This is a genomic window from Pseudomonas sp. 8_5_2, from assembly GCF_059295255.1.
Map to the genome: position 1 here is coordinate 1,637,639 of NZ_CM181238.1, position 26,919 is coordinate 1,664,557.

A 26,919-nucleotide genomic window follows, 5' to 3' on the forward strand; every position below is an offset into this window, starting at 1 on the left:
CAGCCAGGTTGCCTGCCCTGGCCTCATCGCCGGCAAGCCAGCTCCCACAGGTACAGCTCATAGCCTGAGACTGGCGCCGTCCGTGTGGGAGCTGGCTTGCCGGCGATGGGGCGCGTAGCGGCCCCAATGGCCAGCACAGGAGAAACACAAATGAAAACGCCACCTCGAAAGGTGGCGTTTGCGTTTTACAGACCGACGATCAATAGTCGTCCTTGTCAAACCGCCGCGCTTCACGCTGCAGCTGGTAGACAAAACTCTCGATTTTGCGCTGCGCCTGCCCACTGAGGTTGTGGAAGCGCACGCCAGCGAAGGTGGTGTTGATACGCTCTTCGTAGTGCAGGTGGCGCAGCTCGACCATGGTATCCACCAGGCCCAGCGGGTTCCCCGCCTTGAACCGCTCGTACACCTGCCCCAGTTGCAAGCGGTCTTCGACATTGCCCTCGAAGCGCAGTTTGCAGCCGGTGGCGGAGATGTCCAGCAGTTTGCCGCGCAAGGCGCCGTTGCCCTTGAGGTGGGTGCCGTCGAGGATGATATCGACCAGCTGCGAAAGCTTCAGCGCGGCACGGAAGGCGTTGCGGCGCTGGTGGTAGGTCATCTCTACAGGCATGGCGCCACGGTAGCTGCGGTGGCCATCGACCTCGGTAATCTTCAGTTCGTGGTCGCATTCCCAGGCGATGCGTACGCCATCGTGGAAGCCTTCGACGCGGAAGTGTTCGCCATTCTCGATGAACTTCTCGCCGTCACGCGGGATCATCTCGTCCAGCGCCAGGGTGTTGCTGTCACGGTCCACGTGCACCACGTAGCTCTGGAAGCGCTGGCTGCGGTCGTGGAAGGTGATGATCAGGGGGTCGTGGCTTTCCTGCAGCTGCCGCAAGTTGGCCGCAATCTCCAAAGGGGTGTTCAGCACCTTCGGCGGCTGCGGGGCATCGGTTTCATTGAACACGGCTTATCGTTCTCCAGGCAAAAGCGACACACGCAAGTAACGGCATTTTGCCAGTATGTTCCGTGCCTTGATAGAAAAAATCACACCTGGCTGAGCGCCCGAGGCTTGGCCAGCAGCGAGGTGCTGCCACGGCTGTCGTAGAGCGACGGCGAATCGCCACCCATGAGAATCCTGACCTGGTTGCTGGTGATGTGTTGCTGCACCTGGATGATCCGGCCATTGGTCTGGTTGACCTGCTGGCAGTCGTCCATCAGCTTCGACAGCATGTCGAGCCGCTGCAGCATCGCCTCGCCGTGCTGCGATTGCGCGGCCAATGCCTGCACGCCGGCACGGTCGGCAGTCAGGCCCAGGCTGCCGAGCAACTGGCTGCGGCGCTGGCCATGCTGCTCGAGCAAGATGATCAACGACTGCTTGCGGGCCAGGATCTGCTCCAGCAACGGCATGTCGCGGCCGTGCAGGGCGATTGCCTCCTTGTTCAGGAGATCGAGCAGTTCCTGCATCGGGGCAATGTCATCTTCCATCAGTTGCAGCAAGGTCGTGTCGTGCATGGCTAACTCTTGGCTTTTCAAGCGTCCGTGAAGTCAGCGCGCCGTAGGGTCAGCGCTGGGCTTCGAAATCAAGCAGTTTGCTGGCGACCCGGCCGGCATCGACCTGGTAGCTGCCATCGGCGATTGCCTGCTTCAACTGGGCCACGCGGGCGTTGTTGACCACTGGCTCGTCGCGCAGCTTGTCGCTGATCTTTTGCAACTGCTTTGCCTCTTGGCTGAGGTGTACCGCTTCTCCGCTGGCGCTGGTGCCGCTGGCGGCTTCCGGGCTGGCTGCCGGTTTTTCGGCGCTGCCGGGCGCGCTGTTGCCGCGCACACCGCCCGTGACGGACGGAGAGTTATTCAAACGACTGAAGTCGATGACCATGATCAGAAACCTCTGGGTATTTGGACGCTTGCCTTGTTTTCGGCCAACCCGATAGAAACTTTAGGCACAAATGCACAGCCGCCTGTCAGCAAGCTCGCGAACCCGTGTTCTGACACAGTTTAGAAAAAGCGGTTCCTCTCTGCCAGCGCAATCTGGCGGCTGGCCTACATGCTCACCTCGACCTGGCCCGGGCCGGTCACCCTGGCCTTGACCACCCGCTTGGAATTCAGGTTGCGCACCCGAATCTGCTCGCTCAGGCCACCCTTGGCCAGCGCTTCGCCGGGCATGCGCACACTCAGGCTGCCGCTGCGGGCGATGATCACCACATGGTCGCCCTTGCGTACCACCTCGGCCTGCTCAAGGTGCTGCGGGGTGAGCACCTGATCGATCACCGTGGGGCGCAGCATCTTCATGCCTACCGCCTGGTCCAGCTCGGTCAGGAAGCCCTGGCCCAGGGTGCCCACATCGCGCTCGCGCAGGGCCACGTCGCCTTCGCCCACCACGTTGTCACGCTTGAGCGGGCGGGTTACCACTACCACGTCGCGGAACAGGCGCACGGTAGCCGGCACAAACACCGTCCACGGTGCGGCGCTGTCACAGCGTACCCGCACTGTCACCCGGCCCAGCGGTAGCGCGGGGCTTTCCAGCGAGGCGTCCAGCTGCTGGCTGCACAGCGGCATGCGCAGGCGCGGGTCCAGCGGGTTGACCTGGATTTCGTAGCGGCCGGCTGTCTGGGTGGTGGCCAGATAATCTTCGACGGTGAATTCAAGAAACCCTTGGGTGACACCGATAAGCTGTTCAGGCAAGGTGAACGCGTCCGCTACCGTGCGAACGCCGGGCACCAGCAGGCACAGGGTTGCCAGCAAGCCAGTCAGCAGGTGCGTCAATCGTCGGAAAAATGTCGTTTTCGTGTGCATGGCGCTCAAAAAAGCAAAGCCCGTGCCGACTCGCTACCTGAGTTGCAACCAAAGGCTGAAATGTAAAGGAGTCTGGCATGGCGGGTGTTATGGATTCGGTCAACCAGCGCACGCAGCTGGTGGGGCAGAATCGCCTGGAATTGCTGCTGTTCCGCCTCAATGGCCAACAGCTGTACGGCATCAACGTATTCAAGGTCAGGGAAGTGCTGCAGTGCCCTGCACTGACCCTGCTGCCCAAGGCGCACCCCGTGGTGCGTGGCGTTGCCAACATTCGCGGGGCGACCATCCCGATCCTCGACTTGTCGATGGCCACCGGGTTGCGGCCGTTGGAGGAAGAGACGCGCAACAGCTTCGTGATCATCACCGAGTACAACACCAAGACCCAGGGTTTCCTGGTGCACTCGGTAGAGCGCATCGTCAACATGAACTGGGAAGAAATCCACCCGCCACCCAAGGGGACCGGCCGCGACCACTACCTGACGGCGGTGACCCGGGTGGACAACCGCATGGTCGAGATCATCGACGTGGAAAAGGTGCTGGCCGAAGTGTCGCCGTCGTCCGAGTCGGTGTCGGTCGGGGTGATCGATGCCGAAACCCAGGACAAGGCCGTGCTGCTGCGGGTGCTGACCGTCGACGATTCATCGGTGGCGCGCAAGCAGGTCAGCCGTTGCCTGCAGACCGTGGGGGTCGAGGTGGTGGCACTCAATGACGGCCGTCAGGCCCTGAACTACCTGCGCCAGCTGGTGGATGAGGGGAAAAAGCCGGAAGAAGAGTTCCTGATGATGATCTCGGACATTGAAATGCCGGAAATGGACGGCTATACGCTAACGGCAGAGATCCGCAGCGACCCACGCATGCAAAAATTGCACATCTGCCTGCATACTTCGCTTTCCGGGGTGTTCAACCAGGCGATGGTCAAGAAGGTCGGTGCCGATGACTTCCTGGCCAAGTTCAAGCCGGACGACCTGGCCCAGCGGGTGGTCGACCGGATCAAGGCAGCGCATTGAAGCAGCCGGGGTACGCCCCGGCACCAGTGATTGAAAAGAGGCGGCAAAGTAGTGTCTACGGGTAATTTGGATTTCGAACAGTTCCGGGTCTTCCTGGAGAAAGCCTGTGGCATCCTGCTGGGCGAGAACAAGCAGTATCTGGTTTCCAGCCGTCTCAACAAGCTGATGGAACAACAGGGCATCAAGAGCCTGGGCGAGCTGGTGCAGCGCATCCAGACCCAGCCGCGCAGCGGTTTGCGCGAGCAGGTGGTCGATGCCATGACCACCAACGAGACCTTGTGGTTTCGCGATACCTACCCGTTCGAAGTGCTGAAGAACAAGGTGATCCCCGAGTTCATCCGCAACAACCCCGGCCAGCGCCTGCGCATGTGGTCGGCGGCCTGTTCGTCGGGGCAGGAGCCGTATTCCATCTCGATGGCCATCGACGAATTCGAGCGCAGCAACCTTGGCCAGCTGAAGATGGGGGCGCAAATTGTTGCCACCGACCTGTCCGGCACCATGCTGAACAACTGCAAGACCGGCGAGTACGACAGCCTGGCGATTGCCCGCGGCCTGTCGCAGGAGCGCCTGCAACGTTACTTCGACCCCAAGGGGGCCGGGCGCTGGGCAGTGAAACCGGCGATTCGCAGCCGGGTCGAATTCCGCTCGTTCAACCTGCTGGACAGTTATGCCAGCCTGGGCAAGTTCGACATCGTGTTTTGCCGCAACGTGCTGATCTACTTCTCGGCGCAGGTGAAGCGCGACATTCTGTTGCGCATTCACAGTACCCTGAAGCCGGGCGGGTACCTGTTCCTGGGGGCTTCGGAGGCGCTGAACGGGTTGCCGGACCATTACCAGATGGTGCAGTGCAGCCCGGGGATCATCTACCAGGCCAAGTAAGCCCAAAGGCCGGCAGCGACAATTGCCGGCCTTTTTGTTGCCTGTCAGGGCCTTATCGCCGGCAAGCCAGCTCCCACAGGACCAGCACAGGCCTCAGCATTTGTGCAGTACTTGTGGGAGCTGGCTTGCCGGCGATGCAGGCGGCGCGGTGCCGACGTCAATTTTTTGGTTTGCCGCTCTTGCCGCCCGGCAATTGCCGCTTTCGCCGCACAAGGCGGAAGGCCTTTGCCGCTTTTCTGGCATCAACCCCACCGAACGCTGCCTCGCAGCCCAGTGTTTCCAGGCTTTGCAGTGGTTGGCACAGCCCTTGCTATACCTTGCTCAACGATATTCCGGTCAACCTCCGAAGGTTTCCCCGATATGAGCATCAGCTTCGACAAGGCGCTTGGTATCCACGAAAAGGCCCTGGGCTTCCGCGCCCAGCGCGCCGAAGTGCTGGCCAACAACATCGCCAACGCCGACACGCCCAACTACAAGGCGCGTGACATGGACTTTTCCTCGGTGCTGGCTGCCGAAACCAGCAAGCAGCAGGGTGGCCGGTTCGCCATGGACCGGACCAACAGCCGCCATATCGAAGCCGATGGGCTGGCGATCGCGGCCGACGATACCCTCAAGTACCGTACCCCGCTGCAGCCTTCGATCGACCAGAACACCGTGGACGCGCAGATCGAGCAATCGAACTACACCGAAAACGCCATCGGTTTCCAGGCCAGCTTCACCTTGCTCAACAGTAAATTCAAAGGGCTGGTTTCCGCCCTGCGGGGAGAATGACCATGTCCCTTTCCAGTGTTTTCAATATTGCCGGTAGCGGCATGAGCGCGCAGAACACGCGCCTGAACACCGTCGCTTCCAACATCGCCAACGCCGAGACCGTGTCCTCGAGCATCGACCAGACCTACCGCGCCCGCCACCCGGTGTTCGCCACCACCTTCCAGGATGCGCAGGTCGGCGGCAGCCAGTCGCTGTTCGAGGACCAGGGCGAAGCGGGGCAGGGCGTGCAGGTCAAAGGCATCGTCGAAGACCAGAGCACCCTGGAAGCGCGCTACGAGCCGAACCACCCGGCGGCGAACAAGGATGGTTACGTCTACTACCCCAACGTCAACGTGGTCGAGGAGATGGCTGACATGATCTCCGCCAGCCGCGCGTTCCAGACCAACGCCGAGCTGATGAACACCGCCAAAAGCATGATGCAGAAAGTCCTGACCCTGGGGCAGTGATAGGAAGCCGACATGACCACCACCAATTCCACCACCGACGTCGGTAGCGCCTACCTGACATCGCTGCAGAAGCAGACCTCCAAGACCGACAGCAGCACCGGTGCCGCCGGCAGCGCGTTGGGCAAGGACGCGTTCCTGCAGTTGCTGGTTACCCAGATGCAGAACCAGAACCCGCTCGACCCGCAGGAAAACGGCGAGTTCGTGGCCCAGCTGGCGCAGTTCAGCAGCCTCGAAAGCATGCAGTCGCTGAATGATGCGGTGACCTATATCGCCACTGGGCTGCAGTCTTCCCAGGCCCTGCAGGCGTCGTCGCTGGTCGGGCGCAATGTGATCGTGCAGACCGACAAGGCCGTGGTCGACACCAGCAAGGACATGAAGGGTTCGGTCAACCTGACCTCGTCCAGCACCTCCACCTCGGTGGGTATCTACGACAAGGACGACAAGCTGGTACGTACCATCGAGCTGGGTACCCAGAAGGCCGGCAGCATCGACTTCACCTGGGATGGCCTGAACGACGACGGTGAAGTGGCCGATGCCGGCACCTACACCTTCAAGGCCAGCGCCTCGATCGATGGCCAGGCCACGGCCATGACCACCAACCTGCCGGCCTCGGTGACCAGCGTGACCATGGGCAGCAACGGTTCGGAAATGACGCTCAACCTGGCCGGCCTGGGCAGTGTTGCGCTTTCCAAAATTCAAAGCATCGGCATCTAGGGCCTGAGCAAAACGACAGGAGTTACACATGTCTTTCAATATCGGCCTTAGCGGCCTCTATGCAGCAAACAAGGCCCTGAACGTTACCGGCAACAACATTGCCAACGTTGCCACCACTGGCTTCAAGTCGTCGCGCGCCGAGTTCGCCGACCAGTACTCCAACTCCGTACGTGGCACCAGCGCGGGCAAGACCGTGATCGGTACCGGGGTGAAAACCGCTGCGGTTTCGCAGTTGTTCACTCCAGGCAACATCAATGCCACCGGCCAGGCGCTGGACATGGCCATCGATGGCAACGGTTTCTTTGCCCTGAACGACAACGGTTCGAAGATCTACACCCGTGCTGGCGCGTTCTACAGCGACAAGGCCGGTTATGTGGTGAACTCTTCGGGTGCCAACCTGCAGGGCTATGCAGTCGGTGAGGACGGCAAACTCATCCAGGGCGTGCTGACCAACCTGCAGATCGATACTTCCAACCTGACGCCCAAGCCAACCAGCCTGATCACCGAGAAGATCAACCTCAACTCGGCCGCGACCAGCCCTTCGGTAACGCCGTTCGACCCGACCAACGCCAGTTCCTACAACTTCACGTTCAATACCCCGGTGTACGACAGCCAGGGCAACGAACACCAGATGAACCAGTATTTCATCAAGGACGACGCGACCAACACCTGGTCGATGCACACCACCATCGATGGCCGAAACCCGGAAAACCCGGCTTCCACCACGCCGCTGGTCAACAATGTGCCCTTCAAGTCCGATGGCACCCTGGACAAGGATGCAATGACTGCGGGCGCGGTCACCGGTGGCCTGGCCATTGGCGAAGACAAGATCTTCCAGCTGCAGAACTGGATCCCTGCGCAGAAAAATGCGGCCGGCGAGTGGTCGGCCAATGGCGCCATCGCCAACGCCGGCGGTGTCAAGCTGGACATGCTGGGAGCCACCCAATACAACGCCTCGTCGGCAGAAATCGCCAAAACCCAGGATGGCTTCGCCACCGGTGAGCTTTCGGGGTTGAGCATTGACCAGAACGGCTACCTGTTTGCCAGCTTCACCAACGGCAAGGACAAGGTGATCGGCCAGGTGGCGATTGCCAACTTCGCCAACCTGCAGGGCCTGACCCCGATTGGCGGGACCAACTGGAAAGAGTCCTACTCCTCGGGTGTGCCGGTGATCGGCGCCCCGGACACCGGTACCCTGGGCCAGATCTCGGGTGGTGCGCTGGAAGATTCCAACGTCGACCTGACTGGCGAGCTGGTCAACCTGATCAAGGCGCAGAGCAACTACCAGGCCAACGCCAAGACCATTTCCACCGAAAGCACCATCATGCAGACCATCATCCAGATGACCTGATGATGGCTGGGGCTGCTGCGCAGCCCATCGCGACACAAGGCCGCTCCTACAGGAGATCGCGATTCCGTTGTAGGAGCGGCCTTGTGTCGCGATGGGCCGCAAAGCGGCCCCAAATTCTAAAAGGCTGACACTCATGACAAGGCTGCTGCTGATAACCCTGCTGGCCATGGCCCTGCCGCTCTCCGCCGCCCCCGCCCCGTTCTACCAATGGCAAAGCCTGGTCACCGGCCGCTACCTGTGCTCGGCCCACAACCCGGGCAAGGGCTGGGTGCGCCATGCCGGCCCCTATAACAATGCCGCCTGTCGCAGCCATTGAGCACGCCCTTGCCGCAGGCGGCAAACATCCGCCGACAAACTGACGTTTCTTGCCCCTCGTCCCGCTGAAACCCCCGTAAACCGGTCGTTTCAGACTTGGTTCGATTATTGCTTCGAACCTGCCAAGTGACAGCGCGGCAGCGACGCGCAGAGGAGATACTGTGGACAAGTTGCTTTATGTGGCCATGACCGGTGCCAGCCAGAACGCGCTGGCGCAGAAGGCTCACGCCAACAACCTGGCGAACGTTTCCACCAACGGTTTTCAGCGTGACCTGGAGCAGGCCCGTTCGATGCCGGTGTTCGGTGACAGCTTTCCGGCGCGCGCCTACGCCCTGACGGAGCGCCCGGCCACCGACTTCAGCGAAGGCCCGCTGGTTGAAACCGGCCGCGAACTGGACGTGGCGGTGACCGGCCAAGGGTTCATCGCTGTGCAGGCACCCGACGGCAGCGAAGCCTATGTGCGCACCGGCAGCCTGAACATCGATGCCCTCGGCGTGCTGCGTGCCGGCAACGGCATGCCGGTGATCGGCAACGGCGGCCCGATCGCCATCCCGCCAGAGCAGAAGGTGGAAGTGGGCGCCGACGGCACCCTCAGCATCCGCTCCATGGGTGAAGACCCGCGGGTGATCGCCGAAGTCGACCGCATCAAGCTGGTCAACCCGGACACCAAGGGCCTGCAAAAGGGCCTGGACGGCCTGATCCACACCGCCTCCGGCCAGCCGGCCGATGCCGACGTCAATGTGCGGGTGGTGTCGGGCTTCCTGGAAGGCAGCAACGTCAACGCTGTCGAGGAAATGACCTCGGTACTGGCGCTGTCCCGCCAGTTCGAACTGCACGTCAAGATGATGAACACGGCCAAGGAAGGCGACGAAGCCATGGCTCGGGTTTTGCAAATCGGCTAATCACTTTTGAACGGGTGCCGTAAAACAGGCGCACGAGGAGAATTACATGCTTCCGGCTCTTTGGGTCGCTAAAACCGGCCTGTCCGCCCAGGACACCAACCTCACGGTCATTTCCAACAACCTGGCCAACGTCTCGACTACCGGCTTCAAGCGTGATCGTGCCGAGTTTGCCGACTTGCTGTACCAGATCAAGCGTCAACCGGGTGCCCAGTCCACCCAGGACAGCGAGCTGCCATCGGGCCTGCAGGTCGGTACCGGTGTGCGCATCATCGGTACCCAGAAGAGCTTTGTCGCCGGCAGCCTGCAGACCACCGAAAACCCGCTGGACATGGCAGTCAACGGCCGTGGTTTCTTCCAGGTCCTGCAGCCGGATGGCACGGTTTCCTACACCCGTGACGGTACCTTCCACCTGAACTCCGACGGCCAGATCGTTACCGCCAACGGCTACGCCCTGGAGCCTGCCGTGGTCGTGCCCAACGACGCGCAAACCTTCACCGTCGGCACTGACGGCACCGTGTCGATCACCACCGCCGGCAACCCGGCCGCCCAGGTGATCGGCAACATCCAGACCGCCGACTTCATCAACCCGGCCGGCCTGCAGGCGATTGGCGACAACCTGTTCCTCGAGACTGCCGCCAGCGGCGCGCCGCAAGTGGGCACGCCGGGCCTGAACGGTTTCGGCACCACCCAGCAGCAGACCCTGGAAAACTCCAACGTCAGCACCGTGGAAGAACTGGTGAACATGATCACCACCCAGCGCGCCTACGAGATGAACTCCAAGGTCATCTCCACCGCCGACCAGATGCTGTCGTTCGTTACCCAGCAGCTGTAAGCCGCTTCGTACTTTCGTTACACCCGTGCCCGTGAGGTAAGCGTCATGAATCGTCTGTTGTCCGTTTTCGCCCTGGGGGGGGCGGTGTTGCTGGCAGGTTGCGTCGGCCCGACGCCCAAGCCCAACGACCCGTACTACGCGCCGGTGTTGCCGCGCACCCCATTGCCGGCAGCGGCCAACAACGGTTCGATCTACCAGGCCGGGTTCGAGCAGAACCTGTACAGCGACCGCAAGGCGTTCCGGGTGGGTGACATCATCACTATCACCCTCAACGAGAAAACTTCGGCCAGCAAGAACGCCGGTTCGCAGATCGCCAAGACCAGCAAGACCGACATCGGCCTGACCTCGCTGTTCGGCAGTACCCCGAACACCAACAACCCGTTCGGCGGCGGTGACCTGTCGCTGGAGGCCGGCTACAGCGGTGACCGCGCCACCAAGGGCGACAGCAAGGCCACCCAGGGCAACACCCTGACCGGTTCGATCACCGTGACCGTGGCCGAAGTGCTGCCCAACGGCATCATTGCCGTGCGCGGCGAGAAGTGGCTGACCCTGAACACCGGCGAAGAGCTGGTGCGCATTGCCGGCATGGTCCGTGCCGACGACATCGCCACCGACAACACTGTGCCGTCCACCCGGGTGGCCGACGCGCGCATCACCTATTCCGGCACCGGCTCGTTCGCCGATGCCAGCCAGCCGGGGTGGCTGGACCGCTTCTTCATCAGCCCGCTTTGGCCTTTCTGAGTGCAGATGACCATGTTCAACCTGAGGCAGCTGTTTGCCGCAACCCTGCTGTTGTCCTGTGCCTTCGCGGCCCAGGCCGAGCGCCTGAAGGACATCGCCAGTATCTCTGGCGTGCGTTCCAACCAGTTGATCGGCTACGGCCTGGTGGTGGGCCTGAATGGCACGGGTGACCAGACCACCCAGACGCCGTTTACCCTGCAAACCTTCAACAACATGTTGTCGCAGTTCGGCATCAAGGTGCCGGCCGGTTCCGGCAACGTGCAGCTGAAAAACGTCGCTGCCGTGTCGGTGCATGCCGACCTGCCGGCGTTCGCCAAGCCAGGGCAGGTGGTGGACATTACCGTGTCGTCGATCGGCAACTCCAAGAGCCTGCGCGGCGGCAGCTTGCTGATGACCCCGCTGAAGGGTATCGACGGCAATGTCTACGCCATCGCCCAGGGCAACCTGGTGGTGGGCGGCTTCGACGCCGAAGGCCGTGACGGCTCGAAGATCACCGTCAACGTTCCGTCGGCCGGGCGCATTCCCGGTGGTGCCAGTGTCGAACGTTCGGTACCGAGTGGCTTCAACCAGGGCAACACCCTGACCCTGAACCTCAACCGCCCCGACTTCACTACTGCCAAACGCATTGTTGACAAGGTCAACGACCTGCTTGGGCCGGGCGTGGCCCAGGCCGTGGACGGTGGCTCGGTACGGGTCAGTGCGCCGATGGACCCAAGCCAGCGGGTGGACTACCTGTCGATTCTGGAAAACCTCGAAGTCGACCCTGGCCAGGCGGTGGCCAAGGTCATCATCAACTCGCGTACCGGCACCATCGTCATTGGCCAGAACGTCAAGGTGTCGCCGGCAGCGGTGACTCACGGCAGCCTGACCGTGACCATTACCGAAGACCCGATCGTGAGCCAGCCGGGGGCGTTTTCCAACGGCCAGACTGCCGTGGTGCCACGTTCGCGGGTAAATGCCGAGCAGGAAGCCAAGCCGATGTTCAAGTTTGGCCCGGGCACCACGCTGGATGAAATCGTCCGTGCGGTGAACCAGGTGGGCGCAGCGCCCGGCGACCTGATGGCCATCCTCGAAGCGCTGAAACAGGCCGGCGCCTTGCAGGCCGACCTGATCGTGATCTGAGGACGGCGCCCATGAACAGCAAAAGCCTGGTTTCCGGCAGCGCCGACAGCGGCGCCTATACCGACCTGAACCGCCTGAACGCGCTCAAACACGGCGACCGCGACAGCGAAGCCAACGTGCGCAAGGTGGCCCAGGAATTCGAGTCGCTGTTCATCAGCGAAATGCTCAAGGCCTCGCGCAAGGCCAGCGACGTGCTGGCCGCCGACAACCCGATGAACACCGAAACGGTCAAGCAGTACCGCGACATGTACGACCAGCAGCTGGCTGTGAGCATGTCCCGCGAAGGCGGCGGTATCGGCCTGCAGGACGTTTTGGTGCGGCAGCTGACCAAGGGCCGCAGCGCCTCGGTCAACACCAGCCCGTTCCCGCGTGTCGATAATGCTGGCCCGGCGCTGTGGGGCAACAAGGTGGCAGAGCCGGTACACGCCGCCGATACCACCACACGCAATGACGTCGCCGCGCTCAACTCGCGGCGCCTGGCCTTGCCCAGCAAGCTCACCGATCGCCTGCTGGCCGGTATCGTGCCAGCTGCGGCCACGGCCAACACCGCCGCCGTGCCGGCTCGCGATGGCCAGCAAGTGGCCAAGGCCTTTGCCGTGCCGGACAACGGCCTGCGCATTGTCGGCCGCGCCGTGGCCCAGCCACCGCTGGCGCCGAAAAAGGCCTTTGCCGACAGTGACGAATTCGTCGCCACGATGCTGCCGATGGCCGAGCAGGCCGCCAAGCGCATCGGTATCGACCCGCGCTACCTGGTGGCCCAGGCCGCGCTGGAAACCGGCTGGGGCAAGTCGGTGATGCGCAACAGCGATGGCAGCAGCAGCCACAACCTGTTCGGCATCAAGGCCAGCGGCAACTGGCAGGGCGAGCAGGCGCGCGCGATCACCAGCGAATTCCGCGATGGCCAGTTCGTCAAGGAAACTGCAGCGTTCCGCAGCTACGACTCGTACCAGGACAGCTTCCACGACCTGGTCAGCCTGTTGCAGAACAATTCTCGCTATCAAGGTGCGCTGGATTCGGCCGATAACCCGGAGCAGTTTGCAAGAGAGCTGCAGAAGGCAGGTTATGCGACCGACCCGGGCTATGCGCGCAAGATCATCAGCATCGCCCAGCAAATGCAGACAACCCCGCAATACGCCATGGCTGGCAGAACCACGAATCTATAAAAGGACTAAATCATGTCGAGCCTGATTTCGATTGGCCTGAGTGGCCTGAATGCCAGCCAGGCGGCATTGTCGGTAACCAGTAACAACATCGCCAACGCCGCGACCAGTGGCTACTCGCGCCAGCAGACACTGCAGGCGGCCGGCCCGTCGCATAATATTGGTGCGGGTTTCCTGGGCACCGGGACCACACTGGCGGACGTGCGCCGCATCTACAGCTCGTACCTGGACAACCAGTTGCAGACGGCCACCTCGCTGCAGGCAGACTCGGTTACCTTCCAGGACCAGATCACCAGCGTCGACAAGTTGCTGGCCGACCGTGACACTGGCATCAGCTCGGTCCTCACTGCATTTTTCTCGGCGCTGCAGACCGCGGCGGCCAAGCCGGGTGACGTTGCCTCGCGCCAGCTGCTGCTGACCCAGGCGCAAACCCTGAGCAACCGTTTCAATGCGGTAAGCACCCAGTTGACCCAGCAGAACGCCACGATCAACTCCCAGCTCGATACCATGGCCGGGCAGGTGAACAAGCTCACCGCCAACATTGCCGAGTACAACAAGCAGATCACCGCGGCCAGCGCCTCCGGCAACACCCCCAACAGCCTGCTGGACGCACGCAGCGAAGCCGTGCGCCAGCTCAATGAGCTGGTGGGCGTGACCGTGCAGGAGCGTGAGGGCAACTACGACGTGTACCTGGGCAGTGGCCAGTCGCTGGTCACCGGGACCAAGGCCAACACCCTGTCGGTGGAGCCGGGTGTGGCCGACAAGAGCCAGGCCGGCCTGCGCATCAACTATGACTCGTTCAGCTCGGACGTGACCTCAGTAGTGTCGGGTGGCTCGATTGGTGGCTTGCTGCGCTATCGCCAGGACGTGCTGACGCCGTCGATGAACGAGCTGGGTCGGGTTGCCCTGGTCGTTGCCGACAGCATCAACAGCCAGCTGGGGCAGGGCCTGGATGCCAATGGCCAGTTCGGCAGCTCGCTGTTTTCCAGCATCAACAGCGCCACGGCCATTGCCCAGCGCAGCCTGGCCTCGTCGAACAACAGTGCCGGCTCCGGCAACCTGGACGTGACCATCGCCAACAGCGGCGCGCTGACCACCTACGACTACGAGGTGAAGTTCACCAGCGCCAACCAGTACAGCGTGCGCCGCTCCGACGGCACCGACATGGGCAGCTTCGACCTCAGTGCCGACCCGGCGCCGGTGATCGACGGCTTCAGCCTGTCGCTCAAAGGTGGCGGCCTGGCGGCAGGCGACAGCTTCAAGGTCATCCCCACCCGTGCCGCCGCGGGCAGCATCACCACCACCCTGACCGATGCCAACAAGCTGGCCTTCGCCGGGCCGGTCAGTGCAGCCGTGGGCAGTGGCAACAGCGGTACCGGCACTATCACCCAGCCGACGCTGGGCGAGTCGCTGGATATCTACGGCGGTGCCGACACCGCGCTGATCCAGCAGTCGATTCGCGACTCGATGCCGGTGCGTGTGGTGTTCGACGCGGCCAGTGGTGGCAGCCAGGGTTACAAGCTGTTCGATGCCAAGGGCACCCAGATCGGCACTGGCAGCGTGGTGCCTGGCCAGGACAACAAACTGTCCGTGGCCGTGCCCATGCTCGATGCCGCCGGCGAGCCGATTCTGGATGGCAGCGGCAAGCCGCGCACGTTCTCGGTGGAAACCACCATTGGCGGCAGCCCGGCGGCCAACGACAGCTTCACCCTGTCGTTCAACGCCGACGGCAAGGCCGACAACCGCAACGCCACGGCGCTGCTGGACCTGCAGACCAAGTCGACGGTCAACACCGGCTCCGGTGGCGGTACCAGCTTCACTTCCGCCTATGCCTCGCTGGTCGAGCGCGTGGGCGCCAAGGCCAGCCAGGCGGCCATCGACAACACGGCGACCGAGGCAGTGCTCAAGTCTGCCAGCGAAAGCCGCAACGCGGTGTCCGGGGTGAACCTGGATGACGAAGCCGCCAGCCTGGTGAAATTCCAGCACTACTACACAGCGTCGTCGCAGATCATCAAGGCGGCGCAAGAAACCTTCAGCACCCTGATCAACGCCCTGTAAGGAGTAGCTAACGTGCGTATTTCCACTGCTCAGTTCTATGAGGCCAGCGCCAGCAGCTACTCCAAGAACTTCTCCAGCATGAACAAGACCAACGACCAGGTCACCTCGGGCATTCGCATCCAGACTGCGGCCGATGACCCGGTCGGTGCCGCGCGCCTGCTGCTGCTGCAACAGCAGCAGTCGCTGCTGGACCAGTACAGCGGCAACATCAACACCGTCAGCAATGCCCTGCTGCAGGAAGAGAGCGTGCTCTCCACCATCAACGATGCCATGCAGCGTGCCAGCGAGCTGGCGATCCGCGCTGGTGGCGCCGGGGTGACCGACTCTGACCGTGTGGCGATCAGTACCGAGCTGAAAGAGATCGAAGCGAATATCTTCGGCCTGCTGAATTCGCGCGACGCCAACGGCGACTACATGTTCGGTGGCTCGAAGAGCGAGTCGCCGCCCTATGTGCGCAATTCCGATGGCACTTACAGCTACCACGGTGACCAGACCCAGCTGAGCCTGCAGGTGTCCGACACCCTGAACCTGGCCACCAACGACACCGGTTTCAGCGTCTTCGACTCGGCCAGCAACAAGAGCCGCACCCAGTCGACCCTGCTGGCGCCGGCCAGCGACGATGGCGTGGTCGGCGTGTCGCCAGGGCTGATGACCTCGAGCAGCAGCTACAACAACAGCTTCACCGCCGGCCAGCCGTACAAGCTGACGTTTACCAGCGCAACCCAGTACACCATCACCGACGCCAGCGGCAAGGACATCACCTCGGAAACCGCGACCAACGGGACCTTCGACAGCAAGACCGAAGGCGCCAACAAGATTGGCCTGCGTGGCGTGGAGTTCGAAATCACCGTAACGCTGGAGGAGGGCGCCGATGCCGACGCCGCCGTGGCGGGCCGTGAGTTTTCCCTGCAGGCGCGTGCCGACTCGTTCAACACCACCCGCAACGCCAGCAACACCTCTGGCGCTCAGGTCACCGGCAGCACCGTCACCGACGAAGCCGCCTACCGCAGCACCTTCCCCAGCAATGGTGCGGTGATCAAGTTCACGGGGCCGGGCGCCTACGAGTTCTACGCCCAGCCGCTGACTGCAGACAGCAAGCCGGTGGCCAAGGGTACCTTCACTGCGCCGTCGCTGACCGTGGCGGGTGTGACCTACCAGGTGTCCGGTTCGCCGGAGGCGGGGGACCAGTTTGCGGTCACTGCCAATACCCACCAGAACCAGAACGTGCTGGAAACCCTCAGCCAGCTGCGCGCAGCTTTGGACACGCCGGTGACCGGCACAGGCCAGGCCAATGCGTTGAAGGATTCGGTGGCCTCGGCAATCGCCAACCTGGCCAGCGCCCGTGAGCAGATTGACATCACCCGGGGTTCGATCGGCGCCCGTGGCAACTCGCTGGAGATCCAGCGCCAGGAGAACACCAGCCTGGGCCTGGCCAACAAGACCACCCAGAACGCCATCGGCAACACCGACATGTCGCAGGCCGCCATCACCCTGACTTTGCAGCAGGCCATGCTCGAGGCCTCGCAGCTGGCCTTCTCGCGCATCTCGCAGCTGAGCCTGTTCAACAAGCTCTGATCTGCCGTGCCGAACACCGGGGCTGCTTTGCAGCCCCGGTTTTTTCGTGCCCGCAAAAACCTGGCCCTGCACCCTCGGCACGGCTTTCGTAGCATTTCAATGTGACCAATGAGTCAAAACGTTCATCTTCCCTGTATTCTATGCAGCAGCTGTTGCAGCATTTTGTTACCGGTGCGCAGGCGAGCACTGCCTTCAGCCCCCAGCGGTGACGCTCCGGTATTTGGCGCCCTCAATTCATCGAGTGGTGGTCTTTGGCTGTTTTCATTGGGAAGCCAGAATGATTGGCATCAAAAGCATCGCGAGTTACGTGCCCACCGCTGGCCTGGACAACTACGTCCAGGGTGCGAAGTTCGGCAAGGACGAAGAGTTCATGTTCGGCAAGATCGGCGCGTCGTTCCTGCCGCGCAAGGCCGAAGAGCAGGAAACCTCCGACCTGTGCGTAGAAGCCGCCCAGGCACTGTTCGCCAGCAACCCTGACCTCGACCCGCAGTCGATCGATGCGTTGATCGTGGTCACCCAGAACGGCGACGAAGAAGGCCTGCCGCACACCGCCGCCATCGTCCAGAGCAAGCTCGGCCTGTCTACCCGCGTGGCGGCGTTCGACGTGTCGCTGGGCTGCTCCGGCTACGTATACGGCCTGTACGCGATCAAAGGGTTCATGGAAGCTGCCGGGCTGAAGAACGGCCTGCTGATCACTGCCGACCCGTATTCGAAGATCGTCGACCCGGAAGACCGCAACACCACCATGCTGTTCGGCGACGCCGCTACCGCCACCTGGATGGGTGAAGGTGCGGTGTGGAACCTGGGTGAGGCGCGTTTCGGCACCGACGGTTCCGGTGCCGAGCACCTGAAGGTGACCGATGGCAAGTTCTTCATGAACGGCCGCCAGGTGTTCAACTTTGCTCTGGTCAAGGTGCCGGCGCACCTGCATGAGCTGCTGGATGCCAGCGGCCTGAAGTCGTCGGATATCGACGCCTTCTGCATTCACCAGGGCAGTGCGGCGATTGTCGATGCCGTGGCTCGACGCTTCGAAGAGCAGCACCCTGAGAAGTTTGTGAAAGACATGCTGGAAACCGGCAATACCGTGTCCTCCAGCGTGCCGCTGCTGCTGCAGAAGCACATGCTTGACGGCAGCTGGAAGCGCGTGGCCATCAGCGGCTTTGGCGTGGGCCTGTCGTGGGGCTCGGCCATCCTGTACCGCGACTGACCCCTCAGCCAGTCCAGAAAAGCGCCCGGCGGCCACCGCCCGGCGCTTTTTTCATGCCCGAAATAAAATTACGGCCCTGGCTCAATCTCTGTGGGAGCGGGTTCACCCGCGAACACCGGCTAGGCCGGTGCCATCCACCGCGTTGCCTTCTTCGCGGGTGAACCCGCTCCCACAGAGAAGGGGGCCTTCAGTTTCGGCTTGAACGGTTTTTGACGCCAATAAACCGCCCTTAACCCCTTGATTTCTCAGGGCTGGCCTCGCGCCAGCATTTTTTTTCGAAAAAGCCCTCAAGCAACCCGCGCACCCGACGATAACTATTACGAAGGTTCTCTAGGCCAATCCGGCGGTTGCCAAGGCCGGAAGCCGCAGTACCCATCCAACGAGGATTTCGTCATGGCTTTAACTGTAAACACCAACATTGCGTCGATCACCACCCAGGGCAACCTGACCAAGGCCAGCAACGCTCAAACCACTTCGATGCAGCGTCTGTCCTCGGGTCTGCGTATCAACAGCGCCAAAGACGACGCTGCCGGCCTGCAAATCGCCAACCGTCTGACCAGCCAGATCAACGGCCTGGGTCAGGCAGTGAAGAACGCCAACGACGGTATCTCGATCGCCCAGACCGCCGAAGGCGCGATGCAGGCTTCGACCGACATCCTGCAGAAAATGCGTACCCTGGCCCTGTCCTCGGCTACTGGCTCCCTGAGCGCCGACGACCGTAAGTCGAACAACGACGAATACCAGGCTCTGACCGCTGAGCTGAACCGTATTTCCGACACCACCACCTTCGGTGGCCAGAAGCTGCTGGACGGTTCGTACGGCACCAAGGCCATTCAGGTTGGTGCAAACGCCAACGAAACCATCAACCTGACGCTGGACAACGTTTCGGCCAAGAGCATTGGTTCGCAGCAAATCAAGAGCGTGGGCATCACGCCTAGCGACACTGGCGTCGCCGGCGGTGATATCACTGTTACCGGTAACGGTCAGAGCAGTGATGTAAACATCAAGGCAGGTGCTTCGGCCAAGGAAATCGCCAAGACCCTGAATGGCGCAGTTGGCGGCTTGACCGCTACCGCAAGCACTGAAGTCGAATTCACCATCGATGAAGCTGCAATCGCTGCTGCTACCCCTGCCTCTGCCAACTTCAAGCTGGAGGTCGGTGGTCAGACTGTTGACTTCGTTGGTGTCACCGACACCGCCGGTCTTGCCGACCAGCTGAAGTCCAACGCTGCCAAGCTGGGTATCAGCGTCAACTACGACGAAACCAAGGGCACCCTGTCGGTCAAGTCCGACACCGGTGAAAACCTGAAATTCACCGCAGCCGATCCAGGTGCCGTTGCCGGTATCGAGGTTGCTTCCAAAGACGCTTCCGGTAAGCTCGGCACTGCAGCTGCACTGGATGCGGCTACCCTGATTGTCACGGGTGCAGTCAACCTGGACTCCGCTAAAGGCTACTCGCTGACCGGCGCTGGTGTTGAAGACCTGTTCGCAGGTACTGGTGTTACCGCAGCTACTTCGGCCAAGACCTCGATCGCCGAAACCAACGTGACCGACGCTACCTACGCTCAGAACGCTCTGGCCGTTATCGACAAAGCCATCGGCTCGATCGACAGCGTCCGTTCGGGCCTGGGTGCTACCCAGAACCGCCTGCAAACCACCGTCGACAACCTGCAGAACATCCAGAAGAACTCCACCGCTGCCCGCTCCACCGTGCAAGACGTTGACTTCGCTTCGGAAACTGCCGAGCTGACCAAGCAGCAGACCCTGCAACAGGCTTCGACCGCGATCCTGTCGCAGGCTAACCAGCTGCCATCTTCGGTCCTGAAACTGCTTCAGTAATTCAGGCGCCTGAGTAAAAGGTGAAAGGGCGCGTTTACGTGCCCTTTCACCTTTTTTGACATGAGGAGTTCGAAACATGGACATGAGTGTCAAGCTGAGCCAGGTGTATCCGACAGTGCTACCCCAAGCGCCAGTCGCTGATCGCGATCAGCCATTGCCTGCCAAGGTGCAGGAGGCCGCAGCCCCCGATAACAAGCCGCATTCGCGCGAAGACCTGGAAAAAGCGGTTGGCGAAATTCGTGATTTCGTTCAGTCGAGCCAGCGTCAGCTGGACTTTTCCATTGATGATGCCTCCGGTCGGGTCGTGGTCAAGGTAATAGCCACCCAGTCCGGTGAGGTAATCCGGCAGCTTCCGTCGGAACTTGCGCTGAAGTTGGCGGAAAGCCTCAGTGAGGCCAGCAGCCTGCTGTTCGATGATCAGGCGTAGGCTGGCATGATTTTTGTTGCTGTCGGCCCTTTGATGGATTTATCCGCCAAGGATCCGGCAGCTACTGAACAAGGAGAGCAATGATGGCAGGTACAACAGTCAGCGGTATTGGCTCGGGCATTGATACCCAGGCGATTGTCGAATCCCTGGTGGCCGCGCAGAAAGCGCCGAAGCAGGCGCAGATCAATACCCAAACGCTGAAGGCAACCACCACGTTGTCCTCTATCGGCAAGATCCAGGCGGCCCTGGATGCCTTCCGTGGTGCGTTGACCACGATGACAGACAGCAACAGCTTCGGCGGCCTGAGCCTGAAGTCCTCGGATGAGAAGGTTGCGACCGTCACCATGGGCACCGGGGCGGCCAACGGTTCGTTCAAGTTGATTGTCGACAAATTGGCGACCGCCTCCAAGGTTTCGACCAAGGTCTATGCCAACGGTGCGGGCTCGGTAGTCAATGGCGGTACCACGCCCACCACCCTGACGATGACCCAGGGCGGCAAGGCCTTCGACTTGAGCGTTCCCGCTGGTGCCACATTGCAGCAGGTGCGCGACAGCATCAACAGCCAGTTCGGTGTTGCAGGCCTCAGTGCCAACGTGCTGACGGATGCCAATGGGTCGCGCCTGATTGTCACCTCGACCAAGATGGGTGAGGGCTCGGACATTACCCTTTCGGGCAATTCGGGCATCGACACCGGTTATACCGTTGTCGACGAGCCTACCGACGCTGAATATACGCTCGACGGTATCGCCATGAAGTCCAAGACCAACGACATCAATGATGCCGTCAGTGGGCTCAATATCAAGTTGGTGGGCACTTCGCCGACAAGCGCTACGAGTGGTGAAAAGACAGCCACCATTCTCTCGCTGACTACCAGCACCACCACCTTGAAATCGGGCCTCAAGGGTTTCATCGATACCTACAACGCCTTGTTGACTGTGATGAACGCAGAAACCAAGGTTACCAAGAATCCCGATGGCACCATGACGGCTGCGGCGCTGACCGGCGATGCCACGATGCGCACGCTGATGACTTCCATTCGTGAAGAGCTCAATGCGGTGTCGGGCAACGGTACCTTGAAATCGCTTGCCGCCTTTGGCGTCACTTCTGCCCAGGATGGCGGTGCGTTAAGCCTGGACGACAAGAAGTGGGACAAGGCCGCCACCACCAACGCGGCGGACCTTACCAGTATCTTCAATGGCAAGGACGGCCTGTTGGCGCGTCTGCAAAAAGTCACCGAGCCATTTGCCAAGGCCGCTACCGGTACCCTTGCCGAGCGCTCCAAGGTCCTCAGCGAAAGCCTGACCAAGCTCAAGACCGAGCAAGACACCCTTGACGCCCGTATGGAAGCCCTGCAAAAAAGCCTGCAGGACAAGTACAACAACATGGACACCCTGGTCACTCAGCTGCGCCAGCAACAGAACTCGGTATTGAGCACGCTCAACGCACTGAACAAGTCGAACAGCGACGATTAAGCCGTGAACATCACGTGAAGTCCGGGCATGATGCCCGGCTTCATGTCATCGGCCGGTAAAGTTTTTCGCCAGCTGCCCGATACAGGGAATATCACCCCAACAAGCCTGCCCGCCACGAGGTCGCAAGATGAATCCCATGAGAGCCCTTCGTCAGTACCAGAAGGTCAATTCCCATGCCCAGATTTCCGAAGCCACGCCGCACCGCCTGGTGCAGATGCTGATGGAAGGCGGCCTCGATCGCATGGCCCAGGCCAAGGGTGCAATGGCGCGCGGTGATATCGCGGAAAAGGGCCTGATGCTGGGCAAGGCCATCGATATCATCATCGGCCTGCGCGACGGCCTGCAGCCGGAAAAAAGCGAAAACCCCGAGTACGTCGAAAAGCTCGACGCGCTGTATGTGTACATGACCAACCGCCTGATGCAGGCCAACGTCGAAAACGATGCCAGCATGATCGACGAAGTTGCCCAGCTACTGATCACCGTAAAAACCGGCTGGGACGGCATCGCCGACGCCCAGCCTGCCAGCTGACGGCAAGGAGAATACCGTGACCGCACTGCAACGCCTCGATGACACCTGTGATGCCCTGGTCGGCGCCTTGAGCGAGCGAGACTGGGATGCCATTGCCCAGCTGGATGTGGCCTGCCGCACCTGCATCGACGAGGTGCTGGAAACCCACGCGATGGACCAGGCGTTGCTGCGCGAGAAGCTGGAAGGGGTGCTGGAGGTCTACCGCAACCTGATCGACGTGACAACCGGTGAGCGCCAGGCAATTGCGCAAGAGATGATGCAGATCAATCAGGCGAAAAATGCTTCGAAGGTTTACCATCTCTTCAGTTAAGATGCGCACAACTTAACAAAAGGCGCCATAAATTTGACTGTATGGCCCTTTTTGACTTTACTAGTGGCTGTTCTCGAATTTCAGACGTCCGAACACTGACCATTCAGTCGGAATGATGTCGAGCATGCCCCTGCAGGGCGCCGATATGACTAGGGAAGTTGCTATTGCATGTGGCGTGAAACCAAGATTCTGCTGATCGACGACGACAGCGCCCGCCGCCGCGACCTGGCGGTGGTGCTGAATTTCCTCGGCGAAGAAAACCTCGCTTGCTCAAGCCAGGATTGGCTGCAAGCGGTCGAGCCGCTGTCCTCGAGTCGCGAGATTTTGTGCGTGCTCGTTGGCACCGTGAATGCTCCGGGCAATCTCCTGGGGCTCGTTAAGACAGTGGCCGGGTGGGATGAGTTCCTTCCGGTTCTGCTTTTGGGAGAAATTTCTTCGGCCGAGCTGCCGGAAGAGCTTCGCCGTCGGGTCCTGTCCAATCTGGAAATGCCGCCCAGCTACAGCCAACTGCTGGATTCGCTGCACCGTGCCCAGGTCTATCGCGAGATGTACGACCAGGCGCGTGAGCGCGGCCGCCAGCGCGAGCCCAACCTGTTCCGCAGCCTGGTCGGCACCAGTCGTGCCATCCAGCATGTGCGGCAGATGATGCAGCAAGTGGCCGATACCGATGCCAGCGTGCTGATCCTGGGCGAATCCGGCACCGGCAAGGAAGTGGTGGCGCGCAACCTGCACTACCATTCCAAGCGCCGCGAAGCGCCGTTTGTGCCGGTGAACTGTGGCGCGATCCCGGCCGAGCTGCTGGAAAGCGAACTGTTCGGCCACGAGAAGGGCGCCTTTACCGGGGCGATCACCAGCCGTGCCGGGCGTTTCGAACTGGCCAACGGCGGTACCCTGTTCCTTGACGAAATCGGCGACATGCCGCTGCCGATGCAGGTCAAGCTGCTGCGTGTGCTGCAGGAGCGCACGTTCGAGCGCGTGGGCAGCAACAAGACCCAGAGCATCGACGTACGCATCATTGCCGCGACCCACAAAAACCTCGAGAACATGATCGAGGACGGCACCTTCCGCGAAGACCTGTATTACCGCCTTAACGTATTCCCGATCGAGATGGCCCCGCTGCGCGAGCGGGTCGAAGACATCCCGTTGCTGATGAACGAGCTGATCTCGCGCATGGAGCACGAGAAGCGCGGCTCCATCCGCTTCAACTCCGCCTCGATCATGTCGCTGTGCCGTCATGGCTGGCCGGGCAACGTGCGTGAGCTGGCCAACCTGGTCGAGCGCATGGCGATCATGCACCCGTACGGGGTGATCGGCGTGTCCGAGCTGCCGAAGAAATTCCGTTACGTCGATGATGAAGACGAGCAGATGGTCGACAGCCTGCGCAGTGACCTGGAAGAGCGTGTGGCGATCAATGGCCATGCGCCAAGCTTCAGCAACCACGCCATGCTGCCGCCTGAAGGCCTGGACCTGAAGGATTACCTTGGCAGCCTGGAACAGGGGTTGATCCAGCAGGCGCTGGACGATGCCAACGGTATTGTTGCGCGCGCGGCTGAGCGTTTGCGCATTCGCCGTACCACCTTGGTCGAGAAAATGCGCAAGTACGGCATGAGCCGCCAGGGTGGCGAGGAGCAGGCCGAGGATTGAAGTCCGGCGCACGCCTGTGCGGGCCCTTTCGCGGGTGAACCCGCTCCCACAGGTACCGCGCAGGCCTGTAGGAGCGGGTTCTCCCGCGAAGAGACCAGCACAGGCACTGCACAAGTCTCGAACCCCGCGCTGATCCTGTGGGAGCGGGTTCACCCGCGAAGAGGCCGGCACAGTCCAGCCAAATCCCCATCCCCGGCACGGCTATTGCTACACCGCTGGCAACACACCGTTTTTATGACGGTCAGCCACGCGAGAGAGCACGATGCCCCAGGCCGCCCACCTATCCCGAGCCCCCGATCCGCAGGGGCAAACCCCGGTCGAGCCGGACAGCCGCCCGGGCATCGAGCATGCCTTCGCCCTGTTCAACCAGGTGTCCAGCCAGCTCAGCCAGTCCTACAGCCTGCTCGAAGCCCGGGTCAGTGAGCTCAAGGGGGAGCTGGCCGTGGTCAGCGCCCAGCGCATCGCCGAGCTCAACGAAAAGGAACGCCTGGCCAACCGCCTGCAAAATCTGCTGGACCTGCTGCCCGGTGGGGTGATCGTGATCGATGGCCAGGGCCTGGTGCGCGAAGCCAACCCGGCCGCCTGCGACTTGCTCGGCGAGCCGCTGATCGGCCAGCTGTGGCGCCAGGTGATCGCCCGCAGCTTCGCCCCGCGCAAGGACGACGGCCACGAAGTCTCGCTGCGCGACGGCCGCCGGCTGTCCATCGCCACCCGCTCGCTGGACGCCGAACCCGGCCAGCTGGTGCTGCTCAACGACCTGACTGAAACCCGGCGCCTGCAAGACCAGCTGGCCCGCCACGAGCGGCTGTCGTCACTGGGGCGCATGGTCGCCTCGCTGGCCCATCAGATCCGTACACCGCTGTCGGCAGCCATGCTGTACGCCAGTCACCTGGCCGATCCCGAGCAGGCCCTGAGCGCGGAAACCCGCCAACGCTTCGCCGGCACTCTGAAGGAGCGCCTGCACGAGCTGGAGCACCAGGTGCGTGACATGCTGGTGTTCGCCCGTGGCGAGCTGCCGCTGGGTGACCGAATTACCCCCAAAGGCCTGTTCCAGGCCTTGCAGCAAGCCGCCCAGGCGCATGTGCAAGGGCACGCCGTGCGCTGGCAGTGCGACAGCCACCTTGGCGAGTTGCTGTGCAACCGCGACACCTTGGTCGGTGCCTTGCTCAACCTGATCGAGAATGCCTTGCAAGCCAGCGATGGCCCGGCGCGGCTGAAGGTGCACCTGTTCCGCCGCGAGCACACCTTGCATTTGTGCATCAGCGACGCGGGCTGTGGCATCGACGCCGATCTGCTCGGCCGCCTGGGTGAGCCGTTCCTCACCACCAAGGCCACCGGCACCGGTCTGGGCCTGGCGGTGGTCAAGGCAGTCGTGCGGGCGCACCAGGGCACGCTGTGCCTGCGCTCGAAAGTGGGCCGCGGCACCTGTGTACGGGTCGAGCTGCCGTTGATCGACGGGCAACCGTCGGAGGGCGTGTAATGCCAATCAAGGTGCTGCTGGTCGAGGACGACCGCGTATTGCGCCAGGCGCTGGGCGACACCCTGGAAATCGGCGGTTTCGCCTACCAGGCGGTGGGCAGTGCCGAGGAAGCGCTGGAGGCGGTGCTGGAAGAAGCCTTCAGCCTGGTGGTCAGTGATGTGAACATGCCCGGCATGGACGGGCACCAGCTGCTGGCCCAGCTGCGCCGCCAGCAACCACAGTTGCCGGTGCTGCTGATGACCGCGCACGCCGCGGTCGAGCGTGCCGTCGAGGCCATGCGCCAAGGCGCCGCCGACTACCTGGTCAAACCGTTCGAGCCCAGGGCGCTGCTCAGCCTGGTCGAGCGACATGCTGCCGGGCGGGTGGCGAACGACGAAGGCCCGGTGGCCTGCGAGCCGGCCAGTCGCCAGTTGCTGGAGCTGGCCGCCCGGGTGGCGCGCAGTGACTCCACCGTGCTGATTTCCGGTGAGTCCGGGACCGGCAAGGAAGTGCTGGCGCGCTACATTCACCAGCAGTCGCCACGGGCAGCGCAGCCCTTTGTGGCGATCAACTGCGCGGCCATCCCCGACAACATGCTCGAGGCCACGCTGTTCGGCCACGAGAAGGGCGCCTTCACTGGTGCCATTGCCGCGCAGGCGGGCAAGTTCGAGCAGGCCGAAGGCGGCACCTTGCTGCTCGACGAGATTTCGGAAATGCCCATGGCCTTGCAGGCCAAGCTGCTGCGCGTGTTGCAGGAGCGCGAGGTGGAGCGGGTAGGCGGGCGTAAGCCGATCAGCCTCGATATTCGGGTGCTGGCCACCACCAACCGTGACCTGTTCGGTGAAGTGACAGCCGGGCGTTTCCGTGAGGATCTTTACTATCGCCTGTCAGTGTTCCCCCTGGCCTGGCAGCCGCTGCGCGAGCGCCCAGGCGACATTCTGCAGCTCGCCGAACGCCTGCTGGCGCGGCATGCGGCCAAGATGAAGCATGCTCCCGTGCGCCTGTCGCCGCAGGCCCGCGCGTGCCTGCAGGCGTATGCGTGGCCGGGCAACGTGCGGGAGCTGGACAACGCCCTGCAGCGGGCGCTGATCCTGCAGCAGGGTGGGGTGATCGAGGCGGCGGATTTCTGTCTGGCAGGCGCCATTCCATTGTCGGCCGGCACCGAGCCATCCCTTGAGGTGGTTGCGCAAGCCAGCGGGCTGGGTGATGACATGCGTCGCCACGAGTACCAGATGATCATCGACACCCTGCGCGCCGAGCGCGGCCGCCGCAAAGAGGCGGCCGAACGCCTCGGCATCAGCCCGCGCACCCTGCGTTACAAGCTGGCTCAGATGCGTGATGCCGGGTTTGACGTCGAGGCCAGCCTGTTCGGCTGAAGATCGAAGGG

The 26,919-nt window shown here is 62.2% G+C and carries 27 protein-coding genes; 23 read left to right on the forward strand and 4 right to left on the reverse strand.

Annotation, left to right across the window (positions count from 1 at the left end):
- Positions 1-199 precede the first annotated feature (199 nt).
- The 4 genes from AC5O5R_RS07490 to flgA all read right to left on the reverse strand — a co-directional run bounded on the left by AC5O5R_RS07490 (position 200) and on the right by flgA (position 2,772).
- On the reverse strand, positions 200-943 hold the full coding sequence (locus AC5O5R_RS07490; RefSeq protein ID WP_172288035.1) for a flagellar brake protein: 744 nt from the start codon (positions 941-943) through the stop codon (positions 200-202).
- Between the two features lie 80 nt (positions 944-1,023).
- Positions 1,024-1,491, reverse strand: coding sequence for a flagella synthesis protein FlgN (locus tag AC5O5R_RS07495; protein WP_172232036.1), 468 nt, complete (start codon positions 1,489-1,491; stop codon positions 1,024-1,026).
- A 49-nt stretch (positions 1,492-1,540) separates the two neighbouring features.
- The gene (flgM, locus tag AC5O5R_RS07500; RefSeq protein WP_172232033.1) at positions 1,541-1,855 is read right to left on the reverse strand and encodes a flagellar biosynthesis anti-sigma factor FlgM; all 315 of its coding nucleotides are present in this window, start codon (positions 1,853-1,855) and stop codon (positions 1,541-1,543) included.
- Between the two features lie 164 nt (positions 1,856-2,019).
- Positions 2,020-2,772 (reverse strand): flagellar basal body P-ring formation chaperone FlgA, encoded by a 753-nt coding sequence (gene flgA / locus AC5O5R_RS07505; protein WP_172232030.1) that lies wholly within the window; start codon positions 2,770-2,772, stop codon positions 2,020-2,022.
- Positions 2,773-2,849: 77 nt separating this feature from the next.
- Here flgA and AC5O5R_RS07510 point away from each other — a divergent pair, with 77 nt between their 5' ends.
- The 23 genes from AC5O5R_RS07510 (at position 2,850) to AC5O5R_RS07620 (ending at position 26,908) form a co-directional block, all read left to right on the forward strand.
- A complete protein-coding gene (locus AC5O5R_RS07510) occupies positions 2,850-3,779 on the forward strand; it encodes a chemotaxis protein CheV (RefSeq protein ID WP_172232027.1) in 930 nt (309 codons plus the stop codon).
- 51 nt (positions 3,780-3,830) lie between these two features.
- Positions 3,831-4,658, forward strand: a complete 828-nt coding sequence (cheR, locus tag AC5O5R_RS07515) for a protein-glutamate O-methyltransferase CheR (protein WP_172288765.1) — start codon at positions 3,831-3,833, stop codon at positions 4,656-4,658.
- A 360-nt stretch (positions 4,659-5,018) separates the two neighbouring features.
- Positions 5,019-5,429, forward strand: coding sequence for a flagellar basal body rod protein FlgB (flgB, locus tag AC5O5R_RS07520; RefSeq protein ID WP_172232598.1), 411 nt, complete (start codon positions 5,019-5,021; stop codon positions 5,427-5,429).
- 2 nt (positions 5,430-5,431) lie between these two features.
- Positions 5,432-5,875, forward strand: coding sequence for a flagellar basal body rod protein FlgC (gene flgC, locus AC5O5R_RS07525; RefSeq protein ID WP_494515143.1), 444 nt, complete (start codon positions 5,432-5,434; stop codon positions 5,873-5,875).
- Between the two features lie 12 nt (positions 5,876-5,887).
- The gene (gene flgD, locus AC5O5R_RS07530) at positions 5,888-6,589 is read left to right on the forward strand and encodes a flagellar hook assembly protein FlgD (RefSeq protein ID WP_172232595.1); all 702 of its coding nucleotides are present in this window, start codon (positions 5,888-5,890) and stop codon (positions 6,587-6,589) included.
- Positions 6,590-6,617: 28 nt separating this feature from the next.
- Complete coding sequence (gene flgE, locus AC5O5R_RS07535) at positions 6,618-7,940, forward strand: flagellar hook protein FlgE (protein ID WP_172286027.1); 1,323 nt, start codon at positions 6,618-6,620, stop codon at positions 7,938-7,940.
- A gap of 133 nt (positions 7,941-8,073) precedes the next feature.
- Entirely contained in the window at positions 8,074-8,256 is a 183-nt protein-coding gene (locus AC5O5R_RS07540; protein WP_172223954.1) for a hypothetical protein, read from the forward strand.
- Between the two features lie 160 nt (positions 8,257-8,416).
- Positions 8,417-9,157: a flagellar basal body rod protein FlgF gene (locus AC5O5R_RS07545; protein WP_172223950.1), complete on the forward strand. Its 741-nt coding sequence runs from the start codon at positions 8,417-8,419 to the stop codon at positions 9,155-9,157.
- A gap of 46 nt (positions 9,158-9,203) precedes the next feature.
- On the forward strand, positions 9,204-9,989 hold the full coding sequence (gene flgG / locus AC5O5R_RS07550; RefSeq protein WP_172223945.1) for a flagellar basal-body rod protein FlgG: 786 nt from the start codon (positions 9,204-9,206) through the stop codon (positions 9,987-9,989).
- 45 nt (positions 9,990-10,034) lie between these two features.
- Positions 10,035-10,730, forward strand: coding sequence for a flagellar basal body L-ring protein FlgH (gene flgH / locus AC5O5R_RS07555; RefSeq protein ID WP_172223942.1), 696 nt, complete (start codon positions 10,035-10,037; stop codon positions 10,728-10,730).
- Positions 10,731-10,742: 12 nt separating this feature from the next.
- Positions 10,743-11,852, forward strand: coding sequence for a flagellar basal body P-ring protein FlgI (locus AC5O5R_RS07560; protein ID WP_172223938.1), 1,110 nt, complete (start codon positions 10,743-10,745; stop codon positions 11,850-11,852).
- Positions 11,853-11,863: 11 nt separating this feature from the next.
- The gene (flgJ, locus tag AC5O5R_RS07565; RefSeq protein WP_172223933.1) at positions 11,864-13,015 is read left to right on the forward strand and encodes a flagellar assembly peptidoglycan hydrolase FlgJ; all 1,152 of its coding nucleotides are present in this window, start codon (positions 11,864-11,866) and stop codon (positions 13,013-13,015) included.
- A 12-nt stretch (positions 13,016-13,027) separates the two neighbouring features.
- Positions 13,028-15,070: a flagellar hook-associated protein FlgK gene (gene flgK, locus AC5O5R_RS07570; protein WP_172286026.1), complete on the forward strand. Its 2,043-nt coding sequence runs from the start codon at positions 13,028-13,030 to the stop codon at positions 15,068-15,070.
- A 12-nt stretch (positions 15,071-15,082) separates the two neighbouring features.
- On the forward strand, positions 15,083-16,645 hold the full coding sequence (locus AC5O5R_RS07575) for a flagellar hook-associated protein 3 (RefSeq protein ID WP_494515144.1): 1,563 nt from the start codon (positions 15,083-15,085) through the stop codon (positions 16,643-16,645).
- Between the two features lie 277 nt (positions 16,646-16,922).
- Entirely contained in the window at positions 16,923-17,852 is a 930-nt protein-coding gene (locus AC5O5R_RS07580; protein WP_172223920.1) for a ketoacyl-ACP synthase III, read from the forward strand.
- A gap of 393 nt (positions 17,853-18,245) precedes the next feature.
- Positions 18,246-19,691: a flagellin N-terminal helical domain-containing protein gene (locus AC5O5R_RS07585; RefSeq protein WP_172286024.1), complete on the forward strand. Its 1,446-nt coding sequence runs from the start codon at positions 18,246-18,248 to the stop codon at positions 19,689-19,691.
- Between the two features lie 76 nt (positions 19,692-19,767).
- On the forward strand, positions 19,768-20,118 hold the full coding sequence (locus AC5O5R_RS07590; RefSeq protein WP_172223913.1) for a flagellar protein FlaG: 351 nt from the start codon (positions 19,768-19,770) through the stop codon (positions 20,116-20,118).
- Between the two features lie 83 nt (positions 20,119-20,201).
- Positions 20,202-21,590, forward strand: a complete 1,389-nt coding sequence (gene fliD / locus AC5O5R_RS07595) for a flagellar filament capping protein FliD (RefSeq protein WP_172223908.1) — start codon at positions 20,202-20,204, stop codon at positions 21,588-21,590.
- 127 nt (positions 21,591-21,717) lie between these two features.
- Positions 21,718-22,119, forward strand: coding sequence for a flagellar export chaperone FliS (fliS, locus tag AC5O5R_RS07600; protein WP_172223903.1), 402 nt, complete (start codon positions 21,718-21,720; stop codon positions 22,117-22,119).
- Positions 22,120-22,135: 16 nt separating this feature from the next.
- The gene (locus AC5O5R_RS07605) at positions 22,136-22,429 is read left to right on the forward strand and encodes a flagellar protein FliT (protein ID WP_172223899.1); all 294 of its coding nucleotides are present in this window, start codon (positions 22,136-22,138) and stop codon (positions 22,427-22,429) included.
- Positions 22,430-22,597: 168 nt separating this feature from the next.
- The gene (gene fleQ / locus AC5O5R_RS07610) at positions 22,598-24,073 is read left to right on the forward strand and encodes a transcriptional regulator FleQ (RefSeq protein ID WP_172223897.1); all 1,476 of its coding nucleotides are present in this window, start codon (positions 22,598-22,600) and stop codon (positions 24,071-24,073) included.
- A 262-nt stretch (positions 24,074-24,335) separates the two neighbouring features.
- Complete coding sequence (locus AC5O5R_RS07615; protein ID WP_172286023.1) at positions 24,336-25,553, forward strand: sensor histidine kinase; 1,218 nt, start codon at positions 24,336-24,338, stop codon at positions 25,551-25,553.
- Positions 25,553-26,908, forward strand: coding sequence for a sigma-54-dependent transcriptional regulator (locus tag AC5O5R_RS07620; protein WP_172223889.1), 1,356 nt, complete (start codon positions 25,553-25,555; stop codon positions 26,906-26,908). The genes AC5O5R_RS07615 and AC5O5R_RS07620 overlap by 1 nt, the downstream gene beginning before the upstream one ends.
- The last annotated feature ends 11 nt before the right edge of the window (positions 26,909-26,919 follow it).

Bases quoted from the DNA above. Each gene is read 5' to 3' on its own strand.
- AC5O5R_RS07495 (WP_172232036.1), bottom strand. From the start codon at position 1,491: ATGCACGACACGACCTTGCTGCAACTGATGGAAGATGACATTGCCCCG.
- flgM (WP_172232033.1), bottom strand. From the start codon at position 1,855: ATGGTCATCGACTTCAGTCGTTTGAATAACTCTCCGTCCGTCACGGGC.
- flgA (WP_172232030.1), bottom strand. From the start codon at position 2,772: ATGCACACGAAAACGACATTTTTCCGACGATTGACGCACCTGCTGACT.
- AC5O5R_RS07510 (WP_172232027.1), top strand. From the start codon at position 2,850: ATGGCGGGTGTTATGGATTCGGTCAACCAGCGCACGCAGCTGGTGGGG.
- flgB (WP_172232598.1), top strand. From the start codon at position 5,019: ATGAGCATCAGCTTCGACAAGGCGCTTGGTATCCACGAAAAGGCCCTG.
- flgC (WP_494515143.1), top strand. From the start codon at position 5,432: ATGTCCCTTTCCAGTGTTTTCAATATTGCCGGTAGCGGCATGAGCGCG.
- flgD (WP_172232595.1), top strand. From the start codon at position 5,888: ATGACCACCACCAATTCCACCACCGACGTCGGTAGCGCCTACCTGACA.
- flgE (WP_172286027.1), top strand. From the start codon at position 6,618: ATGTCTTTCAATATCGGCCTTAGCGGCCTCTATGCAGCAAACAAGGCC.
- AC5O5R_RS07540 (WP_172223954.1), top strand. From the start codon at position 8,074: ATGACAAGGCTGCTGCTGATAACCCTGCTGGCCATGGCCCTGCCGCTC.
- flgG (WP_172223945.1), top strand. From the start codon at position 9,204: ATGCTTCCGGCTCTTTGGGTCGCTAAAACCGGCCTGTCCGCCCAGGAC.
- flgH (WP_172223942.1), top strand. From the start codon at position 10,035: ATGAATCGTCTGTTGTCCGTTTTCGCCCTGGGGGGGGCGGTGTTGCTG.
- AC5O5R_RS07560 (WP_172223938.1), top strand. From the start codon at position 10,743: ATGTTCAACCTGAGGCAGCTGTTTGCCGCAACCCTGCTGTTGTCCTGT.
- flgJ (WP_172223933.1), top strand. From the start codon at position 11,864: ATGAACAGCAAAAGCCTGGTTTCCGGCAGCGCCGACAGCGGCGCCTAT.
- flgK (WP_172286026.1), top strand. From the start codon at position 13,028: ATGTCGAGCCTGATTTCGATTGGCCTGAGTGGCCTGAATGCCAGCCAG.
- AC5O5R_RS07580 (WP_172223920.1), top strand. From the start codon at position 16,923: ATGATTGGCATCAAAAGCATCGCGAGTTACGTGCCCACCGCTGGCCTG.
- AC5O5R_RS07585 (WP_172286024.1), top strand. From the start codon at position 18,246: ATGGCTTTAACTGTAAACACCAACATTGCGTCGATCACCACCCAGGGC.
- AC5O5R_RS07590 (WP_172223913.1), top strand. From the start codon at position 19,768: ATGGACATGAGTGTCAAGCTGAGCCAGGTGTATCCGACAGTGCTACCC.
- fliD (WP_172223908.1), top strand. From the start codon at position 20,202: ATGGCAGGTACAACAGTCAGCGGTATTGGCTCGGGCATTGATACCCAG.
- fliS (WP_172223903.1), top strand. From the start codon at position 21,718: ATGAATCCCATGAGAGCCCTTCGTCAGTACCAGAAGGTCAATTCCCAT.
- fleQ (WP_172223897.1), top strand. From the start codon at position 22,598: ATGTGGCGTGAAACCAAGATTCTGCTGATCGACGACGACAGCGCCCGC.
- AC5O5R_RS07615 (WP_172286023.1), top strand. From the start codon at position 24,336: ATGCCCCAGGCCGCCCACCTATCCCGAGCCCCCGATCCGCAGGGGCAA.
- AC5O5R_RS07620 (WP_172223889.1), top strand. From the start codon at position 25,553: ATGCCAATCAAGGTGCTGCTGGTCGAGGACGACCGCGTATTGCGCCAG.